The organism is Paenibacillus sp. M-152 (assembly GCF_003856555.1).
GTDB classification, from domain to species: domain Bacteria; phylum Bacillota; class Bacilli; order Paenibacillales; family Paenibacillaceae; genus Paenibacillus; species Paenibacillus polymyxa_C.
Genome location: NZ_CP034141.1, coordinates 1,862,533 through 1,878,930 on the forward strand (window position 1 = coordinate 1,862,533; position 16,398 = coordinate 1,878,930).

A 16,398-nucleotide genomic window follows, 5' to 3' on the forward strand; every position below is an offset into this window, starting at 1 on the left:
CTCCTATACCGTATGTTCAAGGGAGGCGCCCGCGCCCTTTGGCCCTGTCGCTTTGGAATGGGTCATTAAATATCGAGCATATTCGAGCGGGCGGTTGACCGACCGAAAAGCGCACTCTGGCTGACGAGTCTGAAAAAAGGAAGCCCGACCAGGGCGGGAATTAACCTCCAACAGCCAGATATTCCCGCTCCGGTCAATACCATAATCAATTCCCAACTCGCCAAGGCGACCATAGCGTTCCTCCAACGCCCCGGCAATGGTCAAGGACAGCTCCATCATCTGCCCGATGATGAGACGTGTGCTGTCCACGCCAAATTGTTCACGAAGGTAAGGCTCTGCCGGATGGGCTTCGCCCCCACCGTGCAGATTGGAAGTCAGAGTTCCTTTTCTGCCTTCTCTCACGGCAAAGCCCGTCAGGCGCCAACAGCCGTTGCCGTCCTTTTGCATGAGCGCGCGAACATCAAAGGGATGATTGCTTTGGCTTGTTAATTTCAAATAAGGCTGCACGATATAGGCGCGTTTGTGTGCAATACCGTCGATCCATGACAATCCTGCATCCAATTCAGAAAACAAGCGACGGAACGGGCGGTTTTGGGAGTTCCTGCCTTGTACGTACAGTCCCTGACCTCCTTCCGCCAGCCGGAGATACAGCGTGCCCTTGCCATGTGTTCCGGACTGTGGTTTCATAAATAGCTCCGAATGGCGTTGCAGCCACTCCACAAGCTGGAGCGTATCCCGGTATGGGGCCGTAGGCGGTACAAAGGGCCGCACTTTATCTACCGTATGCAGAGCGCGATATACCTGCCATTTGCCAGGCAAGTTACGCGACCAGTAGATGAGCTTGCACGATTTTTGCTCCGCTATGTCTCCCAGTGTGCGCTTGACATTCTGGCTCTCATGGACATGGAGACAGCGGTTATAAACAATATCCGGCAAGGGAAAGCGGCCGAATGTCCATACTCCAGCACGATAAACATAACCCCGTATGGAATGATCTTCAGGTGAAACTCCTTCGGCGGTAAACGCCATTACGCTAATACCAGAGCGCCTGCCCAACAAACTTAGCCTGCGGCAGAAATCGGCTTCGGTAATAGGGGGAGTAGCGTCCTGCTTTCGGCTAACAAGCACGCCCAGCATGCCTGGCATAACAAGAGACACCGACAACAGCTCCTTTGGCAGCCGGACTCTGGAACAGATAGATTCATTTGAATCCGGCTGAATAACAGCAGTATTCAATCATTTTTTTTACGGACGGGCGGGTTTTCTGATCGTTCAACGGTGTATTGTCATTTTTTGATGGTTTGGAATTGACCTCCAGCAACCAGATACGCCCCGTGCTGTCAATCGCCAAATCAATACCAAATTCCGCGAAATGGGCGGGAATTGCCTTTTCTACTCCGCTTGCGATATCCAGTGCTGCTGTTTTGAGAGAGGTAAGACCATTCGATTTAACAGTTGCGGGCAGCGTGGTTTTGGCCAGTGCTTCCTTGACTGTACTGAGCGTACCGCCTCTTGCCAGATTGGATACAAAGTGGCTGCCTCCTGCGATCCGAGCGACAATGGATGTTACGGTCCAGGTTCCAGACGCATTTTTTTGTACAAGCGCGCGAAAATCGACCGGACGCTTATCGTGATCAATCAAGGTAAGACCCTGTTGCAGCTGAAAACGTGTTGATTTCATTTTTCCCGCTAAGCTTTTGTACAGTTTATCGACGTTAGCGTACGATTGCTTTCGGGGTGTGCCCGCTGTCGTGGATAGCACCGAAAAGGTACCATCGGTTTGCTTGTTAATGCGCATAATGCCTTTACCAAGGCTTCCGCGCACGGGTTTGAGAAAAACAGAGGGATACTGGTTGCACATTTTTTTGAAAACGGCAAAGGTTTGCAGCAAGTGGGACTCGGGTAAATACTTGCGCAGGGAAGAATTCGATTTGAGTGCATCAAACACTTCGTTCTTATCCAAAAACTTTTCATTAAAAAAGGCCGTGCCGTACTGCGATTTTACTTCTTTCATGAAATGCTGTACGCTAGTTCTGTTCTCGAGTTTACGGGAGGTAAGCCGGTTATTGACGACATCGCCGGCAGGCATGACCGTCTTTTTCCAGCCTCCGTCATACACCCATCCCTGAACTCGCCCGGGCTGACTTCCGATATGCTCCGGGGTGAAGAAATACACATATGCTCCTTGTCTGCGGCATTCCCCGACTAGTTCACGGCAGAACAGGGTGATCGACCCGAAAGGCTTGTCGGGCTGTTCGGGATAGTCCCGACTAACCAGCACGCTAATAAGTGGGCCCACTCGAAGTGTCCGGCGGCCTCGGCTGTAGGTTACTCGCAGATTACAACTGTCATGACTGGCATGAAGCCCCATTTTTCGGGCCAGCACGCTTCCCACGCGTAGACCGCTGTATCGGGGTACCGATATGACGGTAACCTCTTGGCGGAACGAACCGAAGGCGAGCTGAACGGGGTGGCCTGCGGATATTTTCCATTTGCGAAGCAGGGACTCGCCGACCATGAGTACGTCATCCTGCAAGATGCCCGATCCGATGATTTGAATCGTTGTTTTTTTGATGGACATCGTGGATCTCCTTCCGGGCAGCAACTTGATGTCTTGAAAGTAACGGGAAACGTGAATGGGCTGTAATAGCACTGATTCATCATATGAGGACATATATACCTTGGTGATTGACGGACAATGTGAAATGTTGACACAAAACTTATAATGGAGGAATGAACAATCATGAATATCTATGACAAAGCCCATGATTTAGCGAAAGCATTGAAGGAAAGCAAAGAGGTAGAGGAAATTACGTCAGCAATGAAGCTGATTGAGACTGATCCGGAAGCCAAGAAAATGCTCGACGATTTCCGTGAACGCCAAATGGAAGTGCAACAGCGGATGATGAGCGGCGATATGCCAGCACAGGAAGAGATGGAAAAGATGGAAAAAATGTTCGAGGTACTCAGCTTGAACCTTAACATCCGTCGTCTGTTCGACGCTGAACGTCGCCTGGCAGTGATTATTGAGGACGTAAATAAGATTATTGCAGACAGTCTTCAACATTTGTACGGTTCGTCTCTGTAAGTTTGTCTCATATTCCTTCCTGTCCTCTCATAGACTAGATACATAGAGTCAAAGGGAGAGGAAGGGATACGATTGGGTTCTTTTAAAAAATGGAAACACGGTTTGTACACACTAATCGCATTGGCTATGGTATTGGTCGCGTTACCACGCATCTCGCTGGCAGGTGGTTTGAACTGGGTCAACGGCTTTGGGATGGTATGGGTACTTTTTGCGTTGCTTGTCATCGGAGCGAACCTGCATTTTTTGCTGGGTGTAGATGAGGAAAAACGCAAAACGCTGGAGCGTGTGCGACGGGCCAAAATGCAGCAGTGGCAGATGAAATGGGATAATAAAGCTGACAAAGGCAAGATGCTGTAAGTTTTTCTGCCAGTTTGTTCTGAGCTTGCTCCTAAATTACAAATCATTCTAGTACGAAGCGGTCTCTTGTAACAAGGGACCGCTTTTTTGTTATTTCCAAAGGAAAGATATCCTAATAACAAGGGTCTAAAACAAAGGGGTTTTGTGGTATAATAGATACAGAATGATACAGATTGAGCGTTGGGGGTGTAACAGAGTTGGACGGGCTAGATGAAACAGTTACGAAGCATGAGCAGCTATTACGTCATATCGAGCAGTTGAAAATAGGCTCCAAAATTTCTGTACGCAGGTTGGCTAAAGAAATGAGCGTTAGCGAAGGCACGGCTTATCGGGCCGTGAAAGAAGCAGAGAATTTGGGAATTGTCATTACCAAGGAACGGATTGGAACAGTACGAGTGGAGAAGCGTCCACGCGGCTTGTCTGAGCAGCTGACCTTTGCGGATGTCGTGAATATTGTAGAGGGACATGTGCTGGGCGGAAGCGAGGGGCTAGAGAAGCCGTTGCACAAGTATGTGATCGGGGCGATGCGTGAGGAAGCGATGGCTCGTTATATTGACGCAGGCAGTTTGCTGATCGTAGGTAACCGGGAGGATGCACATTCGCTTGCATTAGAGCAAGGGGCAGGTGTGCTGATTACAGGGGGGTTCGGTACGAGTCGGGAGGTTAAGCAGCTTGCAGACCAGATTAGTCTGCCAATTATTTCCTCGCGCCATGATACATTTACGGTGGCATCTATGATTAATAGAGCAATATTTGACCGCCTGATCAAAAAGAAAATTATGTTGATTGAAGACATTGCGGCAAGCAAACCGAAGACGCTGACCTTGAAAATCAACAGCACGCTTACCGAATTTGAAGAGCTATCAGCGACCACGGGATATCATCATTTTGCCATAGTGGATGAATGGAATCGCTTAATTGGTATCGTCAGCCGTAAAGATGTGGAAGGACTTCAACCTGAGCATACGATGGATAAATGTATGATCCGTAATCCAATTACGGTCACCTACCAGACCTCGCTGGCTTCTGCTGCTCAAATGATGGCATGGGAAGGTGTAGATTACTTGCCGGTCGTGGATCGCAACCGTAAGCTGCTTGGGTCCGTTACACGGCGTGAGGTGCTGGAAGCACTGCGTAACGCCCAAAAGCAGCCACAACTGGGCGAGACGTTCGACCAGCTGATTTGGAACGGTTTTGCTGAGGAGCGTAATGAGGACGGATCCTTATTTTTTCGCGGTTTTATCATTCCACAGATGGCCACCAATTTAGGGACGATCTCGGAAGGCGTACTGGTCAACGTGATGACACAAGCGGGCTACCGAGCAGCTAGAGATATGAGCGGCAAGGATTATGTGCTGGATAATTTGACGACTTATTTTATTCGACCGGTACAGATTGAGGATGCTGTCGTTCTTCGTCCGTTGCTGCTTGAGATGAGTCGCCGCACATGTAAGCTAGAAATTGCGATTTCTCGGGAAAATCATCTGGTGTGTAAAGCAGTGATGACGCTCCAATCTATTGAACATGGTTGATCTACCTCTGGATTGGAGCAAAAGGTGGGGTGAAATAGATCGATTAGTGGCTTTGAGGCAGTCTTTCTTTGGCCTCCAGCCAAATTTGCAGCACACCTTCCATTACAAGCATCGTTTTGACCTGGATTGTATACTCCTTGTCACGAACGGTGTATTTTTTTTGGTGCAGCAACATACGTACCAGCTTGCTGTCAGAGTCAATCTCAAACATATCTCTGCCGCGCAGCACCTCCAGATCACGACTGACGCGGCGAAGAAGCTCTTTTAGATTAATAGAGTCAATTTTTTCAGCCGAAGCTTCCTCCGCGATCAGCTTGATTTCTTTGATGACGGTTTGGCGCTTGCTGTATTTACGTAATGTTTTGTTGTCCTCTTCGGCTTGCTGGAGCTGGAATTGAAGGTCCTGGTTGTTCACCCACAGCTGATTGAAGCTCGCATGCCAGATGGCATTATAGATCATTCCTCCCGTAATCATACCGAGTACAAAAACGGAGGATAATTGCATAAAAGGGCGCAGGCGCTCAAAGGGGGGAACTCTCATAGTCGTTTCACCTCACGGCCGTCCGTTGCCGCATACCCACTTGACCAGCTCTGCACCCATATGAGCGCCTAGAAAGGCGAAAATCAAATACAATATCTGCTTAATGGCAGGTGACAAATTACCATCCAACATATTGCTCTCAATGACCCGGATCGGGTCCATCGTTCCCCCCACAGCGGCGGCAAGCGCCCATATTTTAATCCTTCCTGCAACCTCCAGCATCGTCTGGGTAGGTGGCTGAAGCGATACTACAGCTCCCATTCCGCCGAGCATGGCTCCTCCGAGCACGATGCCGAAGGCAATGAAGAAGTCGAGAATCGCTTTGGATATAAAAGTGCTCATGCCCTTTTCCTCCTTGGGTATATGAATCAGGACCGCGCTTGTCCGCCCGGGTCTGTACTTTTATTCTATGGGCGCTACTAACGCGGATATGATAAAATAGTTTGAAGAAAATCAAGCGGTGAAGGGAAGAGAAGCGCATGAGTTCATTTGTGCATTTGCATGTTCACAGCGAGTACAGCCTGCTGGACGGCGCGGCTCGTACCGCGGAATTGGTCAAACAGGCATCAGCTTACGGAATGAAGGCGCTGGCTCTTACAGATCATGGGGTCATGTACGGTGCCATTCCTTTTTATAGAGCATGTGTAGAGAACGGCATTAAGCCGATTATCGGGTGTGAGGCTTATATGACGGCAGGATCGCGCAAGGAGCGTGGCAGCCGGAAGGATCAGCCTATATATCATTTAATTTTGCTCGCCAAAAATAAAACAGGCTATCAAAATCTAATGAAGCTGTGCTCCATTGGCCATTTGGAGGGTTTTCACTATAAGCCGCGCATCGATATGGATGCTTTGGCTGCCCATCATGAAGGCATCATATGCTTGAGCGCTTGCTTGGGCGGTGAAGTGCCGCAGCATTTGCTGCATGGCAGAGAAACCGAAGCACGACGTGCAGCGGAACGATACCGTAGCATTTTTGGCGATGATTTTTATCTGGAGCTTCAGGATCATGGTCTGTCGGAGCAAAAACGCGTAAATCCTCAATTGATCGCACTGGCAAAGGAACTGGATATTCCGCTAGTGGCGACGAATGATGTGCATTACTTAACCGAGCCGGATGCTGATGTCCAGGACGTCCTGATCTGTATCGGGACAGGGAAGACAGTTGACGATGAGGAGCGCTTGCGGATACCAACACGTCAGTTGTATCTGAAAAGTCAGGAGGAAATGGCTCGTTTATTTCCACATGTAGCAGAAGCCATCGCCAATACGGTGCGTATTGCTGAGAAGTGCGAGCTGGAACTGGAATTCGGCCAATCTATTTTGCCTGAATATCGCCCGTTGCCGGAGGACATGACGTCTTCGTCCTATTTGCGCAGTCTGTGCGTGCAAGGGCTGGAGCGTCGCTACGGAGGCGATCCTGTGTGGGAGCAGCCGGAGGAGCGGGAAAGACTGGACCAGCGGCTGAACTATGAATTGAATACGATTGACAGCATGGGCTTTAGTGATTACTTCCTGATTGTATGGGATTTTATTGCTTTTGCTCATAAGCATAAGATTGCAACCGGTCCGGGACGGGGGTCCTCCGCAGGTAGTTTGGTTGCCTATGTGCTTAATATCACGAATGTTGATCCAATGAAATACAATCTGCTCTTTGAACGGTTTCTGAACCCTGAACGGATCAGTATGCCGGATATAGATATTGATTTTAGCGATGAACGCCGCGACGAGGTTATCGACTATGTAGTACAGAAGTACGGAAATGAGCATGTAGCGCAAATTATTACCTTTGGGACATTAGCGGCAAGAGCCGCAGTCCGTGACGTCGGCCGTGTATTGAACGTGCCGTATGGCGAGGTGGACAAGGCGGCCAAGTTGATCCCGGCGCAGCTCGGTATTAATATCCGACATGCGCTGGAGATTACCCCCGAGTTGAAGGCTCTGTATGAAACGAAGCCCAAGACACGTGAACTGCTGGATATGGCGATCAAAGTAGAAGGAATGCCTCGTCATGCTTCGACACATGCGGCAGGTGTTGTCATCTCGCGGACTCCACTGACCGATGCGGTTCCGCTGCAAGAGGGGAGCGAAGGGGTTCCTTTAACGCAGTACTCGATGGAAAATCTGGAGCGCATTGGTTTGCTGAAAATGGATTTCCTCGGACTGCGTACGCTCTCCATTATTGAACGTTGCATGCGCTGGATTGCGGAGCAGCATGGAGAAACACCTGACTTTAGCCGTGTTCCCGATGATGACCCACATACCTATGACTTGCTGGGCAAAGGAGATACAGGAGGCGTGTTCCAGCTGGAGTCGGCCGGTGTACGCCGGGTGCTCAAGGATTTGAAACCGAGTGTTTTTGAGGATATCATTTCTGTCGTGGCTTTGTATCGTCCGGGTCCGATGGGCTTTATTCCTAACTTTATACAGGCTAAGCACGGACAGATTGAGATTTCTTATCCGCATCCTGATCTTGAACCGATCTTAAAGGATACGTACGGTATTATTGTGTACCAGGAACAAATCATGCAGATTGCTTCGCGCATGGCTGGCTTTTCTTTGGGGGAGGCTGATCTGCTGCGCCGCGCGGTGTCCAAGAAAAAGCGCGAGGTGCTGGATCTGGAGCGTGGCCATTTTGTCGATGGCAGTATTAAACAGGGCTACACGGAGGAGGAAGCTGGAAGGGTTTACGATATGATCGTCCGTTTTGCTGACTACGGTTTTCCGCGTGCCCATGCAGCTGCTTATGGTGTGCTAGCATTCCAGACGGCCTATCTTAAGGCACATTATCCAGTGCAATTCATGGCTTCCATGCTGACGGCCGTAATGGGAAGTCATCGAAAAGTGGCTGAATATGTCGTCGAATGTCGTCGTATGGATATCGCAGTGTTGCCGCCTGATGTGAATGAGAGTGGGGTGCTGTTTACCCCATTACAGCACGGTGATATCCGCTTTGGACTGGCTGCAATTAAAAATGTCGGCACACAAGCAATGGAAAGCATTCTTGCTGTTCGTAAGGAACGTCCTTTCGACAGTCTGCTCGATTTTTGTCGACGTGTTGATTTAAGGGTGTGTAATAAGAGAGTGATTGAATCGCTCATTCAGGCAGGAGCATTTGATTCATTGACAGGCCATCGGGCACAGTTGCTTGCCATGCTTGATGAAACGGTGGATGCAGCAGCCAAATGGCGCAAGGAACGTGACGATTTGCAAATTGATATGTTTGGGTTTGTGGAAATGCCTAATTGGGATATCGAATATCCCAATGTACCCCCATTTAGTACCAGCCAGCAATTAGAGCTGGAACGCGAACTGCTGGGACTGTATTTGTCTGGGCATCCGCTAGATGATTTTGAGTCGCTGCTGGAAAGCAGCCAAGCGGATCGTCTGATGGAGCTGAGCGATGTGCCAGATGAAACGGTTATTGTGACCGCAGGCATGGTGGTGTCACTCAAGACGATTACGACCAAGCAGGGAAAGGCTATGGCCTTCATTGAGCTGGAGGATCAGATTGAGCGCTGTGAGGTTGTGCTGTTTCCTGAAGTTTGGAAGCGAAGCCAGCAGTGGATTGAAAAAGGTGCCTTGCTTGCACTTCGCGCCAAGATGCAGCAGCAGGACGAACACTTCAAGCTCCTAGCGGATGAGGCAGTTCCGTTGGCGGAAGACGCGCTGTCACGGCTTCTTCAGCGCCGGCGTACCGGAGCACGTTCGTCCGCAGCAGCTGGAACATCCGTGCCAGCTACTGGCAATAGAGGTGGGAGAGCGCCACGTGTGTCGACCTCGCTTTCGGCAGCAGCTCCATCAGCGTCGCCCCAGCAGAAGGAGGCTCGTCCCGTGGCGGCTTCTTCACAACGCAGAGGCGAAGCGGCTCACAGTGAGCAGGTGCCTTCCCCGCGCGGCTCGGAATCGCCCGCCCGTCAGCGGGTGTTTGTCAAAATCACCCGCCAGGCCGAGGAGGACGCCAGCTTGCTGGTCAGCCTCAAGGCATTGCTACAGGAGCATCCCGGTGCTGTACCTACCGTACTTTTTTACGAGAGCAACCAGCGTCTGCTGGCGTTGAGTGATGCTTACAGCATTAAGCCTTCTCCTCAGCTTTTTGATCGAATGGAATCGATGCTGGGTGAAGGCACCGTGAAAGTCAAATGACAGGCACACAGCAACTCGTCTTTATTGTAACGGTTTAATGAACATTTTCCTTCCCTTTCGCATACACTTGGAAAACTGGCGGAACAGGAGGTTCAACACGTATCCTGCACCATAAAGTCCCGCACGGTGGAAGAATAGAACTGCATGGTGAAAGCGGGAGGGAAATTATGTCCTATGAATATGCAGAAACCTTGTTAAATCGCAGAGGCATTCAGATCGAGTCCATTGCGGACATTGTTTTTCAGCTTCAGCTAAAATATTATCCTCATTTGACTATGGAAGAATGTGTAGAAAGTGTCAAAGCGGTTTTGCAAAAGCGAGAGGTACAATATACACTGCTGACAGGCATTGCGCTTGATGAGCTGGCCGAAAAAAAACTTCTTCCCCAGCCACTTCAAGCCATTATGGAGGCAGACGAACCGCTGTATGGAGTGGACGAGACAATGGCTCTTGGCATTACGAGCGTGTATGGCATGATCGGCTTGACTAGTTTTGGCTATCTGGATAAAGAAAAGATTGGAATTATCGAAAAGCTGAACCAAAAAGGCAGTGGTATTCATGTGTTTTTAGATGATCTTGTCGCCGGATTGGCTGCCGCCGCTTCTTCGCGTATTGCCCATCGGAGCCTTCATGCCAAGCATTATCCTGCATCATTGGATGTTTAATTGGCCTGAATAAACAGAATTAATGATTTTCTAGGCCCTCCGACGGAACTTGAACGATCAGGAGGGCTTTTGTTGCGGGAAAAAAGTAAGGTATGTTATCATGAGTCTATTATATGGGCTCAAAACTTGAGGCTTAGGGGGTAGAAACAAGGCATGTGGACGGTGATATATATTGCACCGACGGCCAGACTGGCTGACATGATTAAGCTCAAACTGTCTGAAGAAGGTTTTATGGTGCAGACCCGGGCCATCAGTGCATCCAAGCAACAGTTTGAGATACTTGTGCCTTCGGGTGAAGTCGAAGAAATACAGGAAGTGCTGAATTCGATTTTGCGCCCTTGAGTCCGGAACGGCGGAAGTGATACAGCAGCATGAATGGAACAAAGGATGCACGATCGGCGGTAATGTTGTATTAACTGGCGTTGACGTGTGTATGAACATAATGCTTAAAGGTGCCGCATCGACGGCAGAGGACCTTGTATCGGTTACGGCTGACAAATAAACGGCTGGAGAGGTGTAGTTGTGTTTAAAGATTTATTCCAAAAGAAGCGTAAATACGCGACCATCCCTTCGGAACGGGCGCTGAGCGGCGATCAAGCGGACATGCCGGATCGTCCCAAACGGGAAATTCCCGAAGGTCTTATGACCAAATGTGGCAAGTGCGGAAGTATTCAATACAGCAAAGAGTTGGAGAAAAATTTGAAAGTGTGTCCGGTGTGCGGATACCATATGCGTTTGAATGCGATGGATCGCATTCGCATGGTGCTCGACGAAGACACGTTTACGGAATATGATGCCGATATGATTTCGGTTGATCCGCTGGACTTTCCGGGATATGCAAGTAAGTTGGAGCAACAGACCCTGAAAGCTGGCCTGCGCGAGGCTGTCGTTACGGGCGACGGCCTTATTCATGGGCTTCCTGTTGTCGTAGCGGTGATGAGCTTTGACTTTTTTACAGGCAGTATGGGCTCAGTCGTAGGAGAGAAAATTACGCGCGCCATTGAGCAGGCGATAGACAAGCGCTTGCCGCTTATCATCTTCTCCACATCCGGTGGGGCACGTATGCAGGAAAGTATTCTGAGTCTGATGCAGATGGCCAAAACAAGCGCTGCTCTCGCTCGTCTGGACGAGCAGGGATTGCTTTATATTTCTGTGATCACTGATCCGACTACAGGTGGAGTCTCCGCCAGCTTTGCTATGCTTGGAGATATTATTATTGCAGAGCCAGGTGCTGTGTTCGGTTTTGCAGGTCGTATTGTAATTGAGCAAACGATCAGACAGAAGCTGCCGGATGATTTCCAAACTTCCGAATTTAATTTGCAGCACGGACAATTGGATATGGTTGTACATCGCAAGGAACTGCGTGATACTCTTGGGCAATTGCTTGATCTGCACAGTGTGAAAGGGGAGGAATAAATGGCTGGCGAATTGCCTTATGAAAAGCCCCTGGTCGAGATGCGACAGAAGATCGAAGAACTTAAGCAATTCGGACAGGATAAGCAAATTGATTTTACAGATGAAATTAACCGCCTGGAAGAACGTTATCTCCAGATGGAAGAAGAAATATATTCTAACATTACAGCATCGCAAAAAATGCATCTGGCCCGCCATCATCAAAGGCCAACGTCCCTTGATTTAATCGAGCAGGTGTTTACGGACTTTATTGAATTGCATGGCGACCGCTTGTTCGGAGACGATCTGGCGGTTGTGGGCGGGATTGCCAAGCTAAATGGTATTCCGGTGACCGTCATTGGCCAGCAACGTGGTAAGGATACGAAAGATAACATTGCACGCTTTTTTGGTAGTGCCCATCCGGAAGGATTCCGTAAAGGCTTGCGGCTGATGCAGCAGGCTGACAAATTTAAGCGTCCTATTATTACATTTATTGATACGAAGGGCGCTTATCCGGGTAATACAGCAGAGGAGAGAGGTCAATCGGAAGCGATTGCCCGCAATTTGCGGGAGATGGCAAAGCTTTCGGTGCCTGTTATTTGTGTGGTCATCGGCGAGGGGGGAAGCGGCGGTGCGCTTGCGTTTGCAGTGGGTAACCGTGTGCTGATGCTGGAACATGCTATTTATTCGGCCATTTCTCCAAACGGCGCAGCCTCGATTCTATGGAAAGATGCTTCTAAGGCAGATCAGGCAGCTGAAGCGATGAAGATCACCGCTAATGACCTCCTGCGCATGGAGATTATCGAGGGTATTGTGCCAGAGCCGAAAGGGGGCGCACATCGTAACTATGAAGTGACTGCTGCTGCAATCAAGGAGTTATTAGAACGCCATTTGGCAGACCTTACGAATATGAGCTGCGATGAATTGAGAGAAGACAGGTATCAAAAATTCCGGAAAATAGGTCAATATACTTTCTTAAAACCTTCGGAATCTGAACCTATGTTGTAATACGCTGGAAACGGGTAACAATAAATATGACGAACTTCCTATACAAATAGGAAAAAGTGTAGTAGATTTAATTGTTGGAAAAAGATATAAAGAGTAGCACCTTTGAAAACGGAGGAAAAACCCAAATGCGCAAAACTAAGATTGTATGTACCATCGGTCCTTCCAGTGAATCATTGGAAAATGTGAAGAAACTGATTATGGCTGGTATGAACGTAGCCCGCCTGAATTTCTCTCACGGTGATTTCGAGGAGCATGGCAACCGGATTAAAAACATCCGTCAAGCTTGTAAGGAGCTTAACAAAAATGTTGCTATTTTGCTCGATACGAAGGGGCCGGAAATCCGGACAGGAAAGCTCGAAGTTGAACCTATTGAGCTTGTTCAGGACGAGTTCATTACGCTGACAACGGAAGAAATTCTCGGTACGCAAGATCGTATCTCCATTACGTACAAGGATCTTCCCTCGGACGTGGAGCCCGGCTCCACCATTCTGATCGACGATGGTCTGATCGGACTCACCGTTATTGAAGTATCAGGCACTGAAATCAAATGCCGCATTGTCAATGGCGGAACGATCAAAAGCAAGAAGGGCGTTAACGTTCCAGGCGTTGCTATCTCATTGCCTGGTATTACGGAGAAAGATGCTAATGATATCATTTTTGGTATTGAGCAGGACATTGATTTCATCGCGGCTTCTTTTGTTCGTAAAGCAAGTGATGTACTGGAAATCCGTGAATTGTTGGCGAAGCACAATGCAAGCCACATTCAAATCATTTCCAAAATAGAAAACCAGCAAGGTGTTGACAACCTGGATGAAATTTTGGAAGCTTCGGATGGTCTGATGGTTGCCCGTGGTGACCTCGGTGTGGAAATTCCTGCTGAAGAAGTGCCTCTGGCGCAAAAATTGATGATTAACAAATGTAATGTAGCTGGCAAGCCTGTTATTACGGCAACACAAATGCTGGATTCCATGCAACGTAACCCGCGTCCGACTCGTGCGGAAGCAAGTGACGTAGCCAATGCTATTTTTGACGGAACAGATGCAATTATGCTATCCGGCGAAACAGCTGCTGGGAAATATCCGGTAGAATCCGTATTGACAATGTCACGTATTGCCGAAAAAGCTGAGTCTTCTCTGAACTACCGCGATTTGTTCAAAAAACAAAGAACGGCGCAAGAAATTAGTATTACAGAGGCAATCAGCCAATCCGTTTCTATTTCTGCTCTTGACCTGCATGCCAAAGCAATCCTGACGTCCACACAAAGCGGAACAACGGCGCGTATGATCTCTAAATACCGTCCAGAAGCTCCGATTATCGCTGTGACAACACAGGAAAGAACAGTTCGCCGTTTGGCTCTGATCTGGGGCGTACATGCAGTACAAGGCAGACCAATCGTCGACACAACAGATAGTCTGTTTGACAATGCGTTGGAAGGTGGTCGCAAATCTGGCCTCGTTAAAGAGGGCGATTTGGTTGTGATTACAGCGGGCGTACCTCTTGGTGATTCCGGTTCCACGAACCTGATCAAAATTAGCTGCGTTCCAGCACAAGCGTAATTGTAGTCTCCACGAAGTAATACTGGGACGGCATCTACTCGTTACAGTAAGCAAAAGAGCATTCAGGTCAATAAGGCCTGGATGCTCTTTTTTTTGTTAGCTAGTCCTTATTCCTTCTCGTCGTATAAAATCAAGGAATGCCTGTTGCATCATGTTCATGTGTGTATCTTGTTGATACACGATGTTTATTTGATAATGGCTCTTTGTGCTGTCAGTTTCGGGATAAGGAAGCCATTCCACCGAGGGGATAGTATGATCCTCGCTACGAACTCCGCAGGCAGGAAAGAAGGCAAGCGCTTCTCCGCCACTAACCACTTGCTTTACTGCTTCCCAAGAGTTGATTTCCAGATGGGATTTAACTAGCGAGGAATAGGAATCTACAACGGATGCCCCGCTATATTTTACCCATATGTGTTTATCCAGCGTATCGGCCCCATTGATGTCCAGTGACTTGGATGTCTCTGCCGATGCAGAGCGGATAATCCCCACCTGATCTGAAGCCACTGGTTCTGCCACAGTATTCTCCAGAAGAGATTCTCCATCGTCGAGAAAAGCAAAATCAACTTCTCCGTCTTTCAGTAGCTGCTTGATTACATTCGGAGATTGAATTTCTAACTGAATACGACATTCTGGATATTGCTGAGCAAAATCAGCCATGATAGTCGGGAGAAGATACATGCCCGAAATCGACTCTGCACCTAGACGTAGTTGACCCTGTGATTGTTCTGTCAGTTCATTTACAGCTTGTCTGGCGTCTTGCTCGAGAGAGAGAATCTGTTTTGCGTAAGGGAGCATTTTTTTACCAGCCTCAGTGAGCATAATCCTCCCTTGTTGGAGAGAGAATAAAGTTGCACCCATTTCCTTTTCCAGACTTTTCATATGGAAGCTGACGGTGGGCTGTTTGATCTGCAAAGTTTCAGCTACCTCCGTCGCTTTATGGAATTTGTCGATCAGCACTAAGATGCGCAATTTTAAAATATTCATGGAATCGAACAATTCTCCTTACTTGATATTTATGCGTGAATTCACACTATAGATTAATTATATACTGAAAAACAATTTATCTATCAATATTTTATATTTGTTTTACAAAACCTAGTCGTTCGTCTAACATTCCAGGCCTACAATGTAAAAGTGTTGATGGTCATAAATAAAAAACCGTCACTTAACTAAGGGGAGGACAATAAAAAATGTTGAAAAAATGGCCGTTCATTCTGATGACTCTCACCATGGTATTTGCACTTGCAGCTTGCGGATCAGGTAACAATGCTGCACCACAAGGAGACGCTGCTGCAGGAACAGACAATAAAGCAGCTGCTGAACTGACAGGTAACATTCTGGCTGTTGGCTCCACTGCACTTCAACCATTGGTAGAGCAAGCGGGACAAAAATTTATGGCTGTCGATAAATATAAAGGCATTGCAGTTCAAGTGCAGGGTGGCGGTAGCGGTACTGGCTTGACTCAAGTTTCCGGTGGACAAGCGGATATCGGTAACTCTGACGTGTTTGCAAAGGAGAAGCTGGAGAGCGGCGCAGAAGAGTTGGTCGATCACCAAGTAGCTGTTGTAGCCATGTCAGCGGTAGCGAATCCTAAAGTAGGCGTAACAGACCTGAAGAAAGATCAACTGGTACAAATCTTCACAGGTAAAATTACGAACTGGAAAGAAGTTGGTGGTGCAGATCAAAAAATCGTGATCGTGAACCGTCCAAGCAGCTCCGGTACTCGTGCAACCTTTGAAAAATATGCGTTGGGACAAAAAACGGAAGATCTGCCAGGCTCCATCCAGGAAGATTCCTCTGGTACTGTGAAAAAGCTGATTGCTGAAACACCTGGTGCGATTGGTTACCTGGCTCTGTCCTACATCGACAACACAGTTACTGCTTTGAAGTATGACGGTGTGGAAGCTAACGTTGAAAATGTAGAACAAGGTAAATATCCAGTGTGGGCATATGAGCATATGTACACCAAGGGTGAGCCAAAAGAACATGTAAAAGCATTCTTGGACTACATTCTGTCTGATGAAATCCAAAAAACAGACGTTGTAGACTTGGGATACATTCCGGTATCAGGTATGCAAGTGAAACGTGATGCTGACGGTAATATCACGAAATAA

The 16,398-nt window shown here is 48.2% G+C and carries 15 protein-coding genes; 10 read left to right on the top strand and 5 right to left on the bottom strand.

All coding sequences use genetic code 11. The features are described from left to right. Positions 1-3: 3 nt before the first annotated feature. Positions 4-1,158: a YheC/YheD family endospore coat-associated protein gene (locus EGM68_RS08435; RefSeq protein WP_013370329.1), complete on the bottom strand. Its 1,155-nt coding sequence runs from the start codon at positions 1,156-1,158 to the stop codon at positions 4-6. A gap of 43 nt (positions 1,159-1,201) precedes the next feature. Beyond that, positions 1,202-2,581, bottom strand: a complete 1,380-nt coding sequence (locus EGM68_RS08440; RefSeq protein ID WP_014599605.1) for a YheC/YheD family endospore coat-associated protein — start codon at positions 2,579-2,581, stop codon at positions 1,202-1,204. A 162-nt stretch (positions 2,582-2,743) separates the two neighbouring features. Here EGM68_RS08440 and EGM68_RS08445 point away from each other — a divergent pair, with 162 nt between their 5' ends. The 3 genes from EGM68_RS08445 (at position 2,744) to EGM68_RS08455 (ending at position 4,977) form a co-directional block, all read left to right on the top strand. Next, positions 2,744-3,088 (top strand): YlbF/YmcA family competence regulator, encoded by a 345-nt coding sequence (locus EGM68_RS08445; protein WP_013370332.1) that lies wholly within the window; start codon positions 2,744-2,746, stop codon positions 3,086-3,088. Between the two features lie 72 nt (positions 3,089-3,160). Further along, positions 3,161-3,445 carry a hypothetical protein gene (locus EGM68_RS08450; RefSeq protein WP_017425916.1) on the top strand — a complete coding sequence of 95 codons (285 nt, stop codon included), beginning with the start codon at positions 3,161-3,163 and terminating at the stop codon, positions 3,443-3,445. 197 nt (positions 3,446-3,642) lie between these two features. Further along, positions 3,643-4,977 (top strand): DRTGG domain-containing protein, encoded by a 1,335-nt coding sequence (locus tag EGM68_RS08455; RefSeq protein ID WP_013370334.1) that lies wholly within the window; start codon positions 3,643-3,645, stop codon positions 4,975-4,977. A gap of 43 nt (positions 4,978-5,020) precedes the next feature. Here the strand turns inward: EGM68_RS08455 and EGM68_RS08460 are convergent, their stop codons facing one another. Both EGM68_RS08460 and EGM68_RS08465 read right to left on the bottom strand, forming a co-directional pair. After that, positions 5,021-5,518, bottom strand: coding sequence for a sporulation membrane protein YtrI (locus EGM68_RS08460; protein ID WP_013370335.1), 498 nt, complete (start codon positions 5,516-5,518; stop codon positions 5,021-5,023). 12 nt (positions 5,519-5,530) lie between these two features. Further along, positions 5,531-5,860, bottom strand: a complete 330-nt coding sequence (locus tag EGM68_RS08465; protein ID WP_013309582.1) for a YtrH family sporulation protein — start codon at positions 5,858-5,860, stop codon at positions 5,531-5,533. A gap of 137 nt (positions 5,861-5,997) precedes the next feature. Between EGM68_RS08465 and EGM68_RS08470 the strand changes: the two genes are divergently transcribed. From EGM68_RS08470 to pyk, 6 genes are all read left to right on the top strand, one after another. Further along, complete coding sequence (locus EGM68_RS08470) at positions 5,998-9,663, top strand: DNA polymerase III subunit alpha (RefSeq protein WP_129548999.1); 3,666 nt, start codon at positions 5,998-6,000, stop codon at positions 9,661-9,663. A 167-nt stretch (positions 9,664-9,830) separates the two neighbouring features. Beyond that, positions 9,831-10,328 carry a phosphatidylglycerophosphatase A family protein gene (locus EGM68_RS08475; protein WP_013370337.1) on the top strand — a complete coding sequence of 166 codons (498 nt, stop codon included), beginning with the start codon at positions 9,831-9,833 and terminating at the stop codon, positions 10,326-10,328. A 153-nt stretch (positions 10,329-10,481) separates the two neighbouring features. Next, positions 10,482-10,670: a hypothetical protein gene (locus EGM68_RS08480; protein WP_007429680.1), complete on the top strand. Its 189-nt coding sequence runs from the start codon at positions 10,482-10,484 to the stop codon at positions 10,668-10,670. 180 nt (positions 10,671-10,850) lie between these two features. Further along, positions 10,851-11,744, top strand: a complete 894-nt coding sequence (gene accD / locus EGM68_RS08485) for an acetyl-CoA carboxylase, carboxyltransferase subunit beta (protein ID WP_013370338.1) — start codon at positions 10,851-10,853, stop codon at positions 11,742-11,744. Then, positions 11,745-12,728, top strand: a complete 984-nt coding sequence (locus tag EGM68_RS08490) for an acetyl-CoA carboxylase carboxyltransferase subunit alpha (protein WP_044785431.1) — start codon at positions 11,745-11,747, stop codon at positions 12,726-12,728. Positions 12,729-12,853: 125 nt separating this feature from the next. Further along, on the top strand, positions 12,854-14,284 hold the full coding sequence (gene pyk, locus EGM68_RS08495; RefSeq protein WP_013370340.1) for a pyruvate kinase: 1,431 nt from the start codon (positions 12,854-12,856) through the stop codon (positions 14,282-14,284). Positions 14,285-14,380: 96 nt separating this feature from the next. Here pyk and EGM68_RS08500 read toward each other — a convergent pair whose 3' ends face one another. Further along, positions 14,381-15,268, bottom strand: coding sequence for a LysR family transcriptional regulator (locus EGM68_RS08500; protein ID WP_129549000.1), 888 nt, complete (start codon positions 15,266-15,268; stop codon positions 14,381-14,383). 206 nt (positions 15,269-15,474) lie between these two features. On the opposite strand from EGM68_RS08500, the gene EGM68_RS08505 reads away from it, so the two are divergent. Continuing rightward, positions 15,475-16,398, top strand: coding sequence for a phosphate ABC transporter substrate-binding protein (locus EGM68_RS08505; protein WP_013370342.1), 924 nt, complete (start codon positions 15,475-15,477; stop codon positions 16,396-16,398).

Excerpts from the sequence above, each read along its gene's own strand:
- EGM68_RS08440 (WP_014599605.1), bottom strand. The coding sequence starts at position 2,581 with ATGTCCATCAAAAAAACAACGATTCAAATCATCGGATCGGGCATCTTG.
- EGM68_RS08445 (WP_013370332.1), top strand. The coding sequence starts at position 2,744 with ATGAATATCTATGACAAAGCCCATGATTTAGCGAAAGCATTGAAGGAA.
- EGM68_RS08460 (WP_013370335.1), bottom strand. The coding sequence starts at position 5,518 with ATGAGAGTTCCCCCCTTTGAGCGCCTGCGCCCTTTTATGCAATTATCC.
- EGM68_RS08465 (WP_013309582.1), bottom strand. The coding sequence starts at position 5,860 with ATGAGCACTTTTATATCCAAAGCGATTCTCGACTTCTTCATTGCCTTC.
- EGM68_RS08470 (WP_129548999.1), top strand. The coding sequence starts at position 5,998 with ATGAGTTCATTTGTGCATTTGCATGTTCACAGCGAGTACAGCCTGCTG.
- EGM68_RS08475 (WP_013370337.1), top strand. The coding sequence starts at position 9,831 with ATGTCCTATGAATATGCAGAAACCTTGTTAAATCGCAGAGGCATTCAG.
- EGM68_RS08480 (WP_007429680.1), top strand. The coding sequence starts at position 10,482 with ATGTGGACGGTGATATATATTGCACCGACGGCCAGACTGGCTGACATG.
- EGM68_RS08490 (WP_044785431.1), top strand. The coding sequence starts at position 11,745 with ATGGCTGGCGAATTGCCTTATGAAAAGCCCCTGGTCGAGATGCGACAG.
- pyk (WP_013370340.1), top strand. The coding sequence starts at position 12,854 with ATGCGCAAAACTAAGATTGTATGTACCATCGGTCCTTCCAGTGAATCA.
- EGM68_RS08500 (WP_129549000.1), bottom strand. The coding sequence starts at position 15,268 with ATGAATATTTTAAAATTGCGCATCTTAGTGCTGATCGACAAATTCCAT.
- EGM68_RS08505 (WP_013370342.1), top strand. The coding sequence starts at position 15,475 with ATGTTGAAAAAATGGCCGTTCATTCTGATGACTCTCACCATGGTATTT.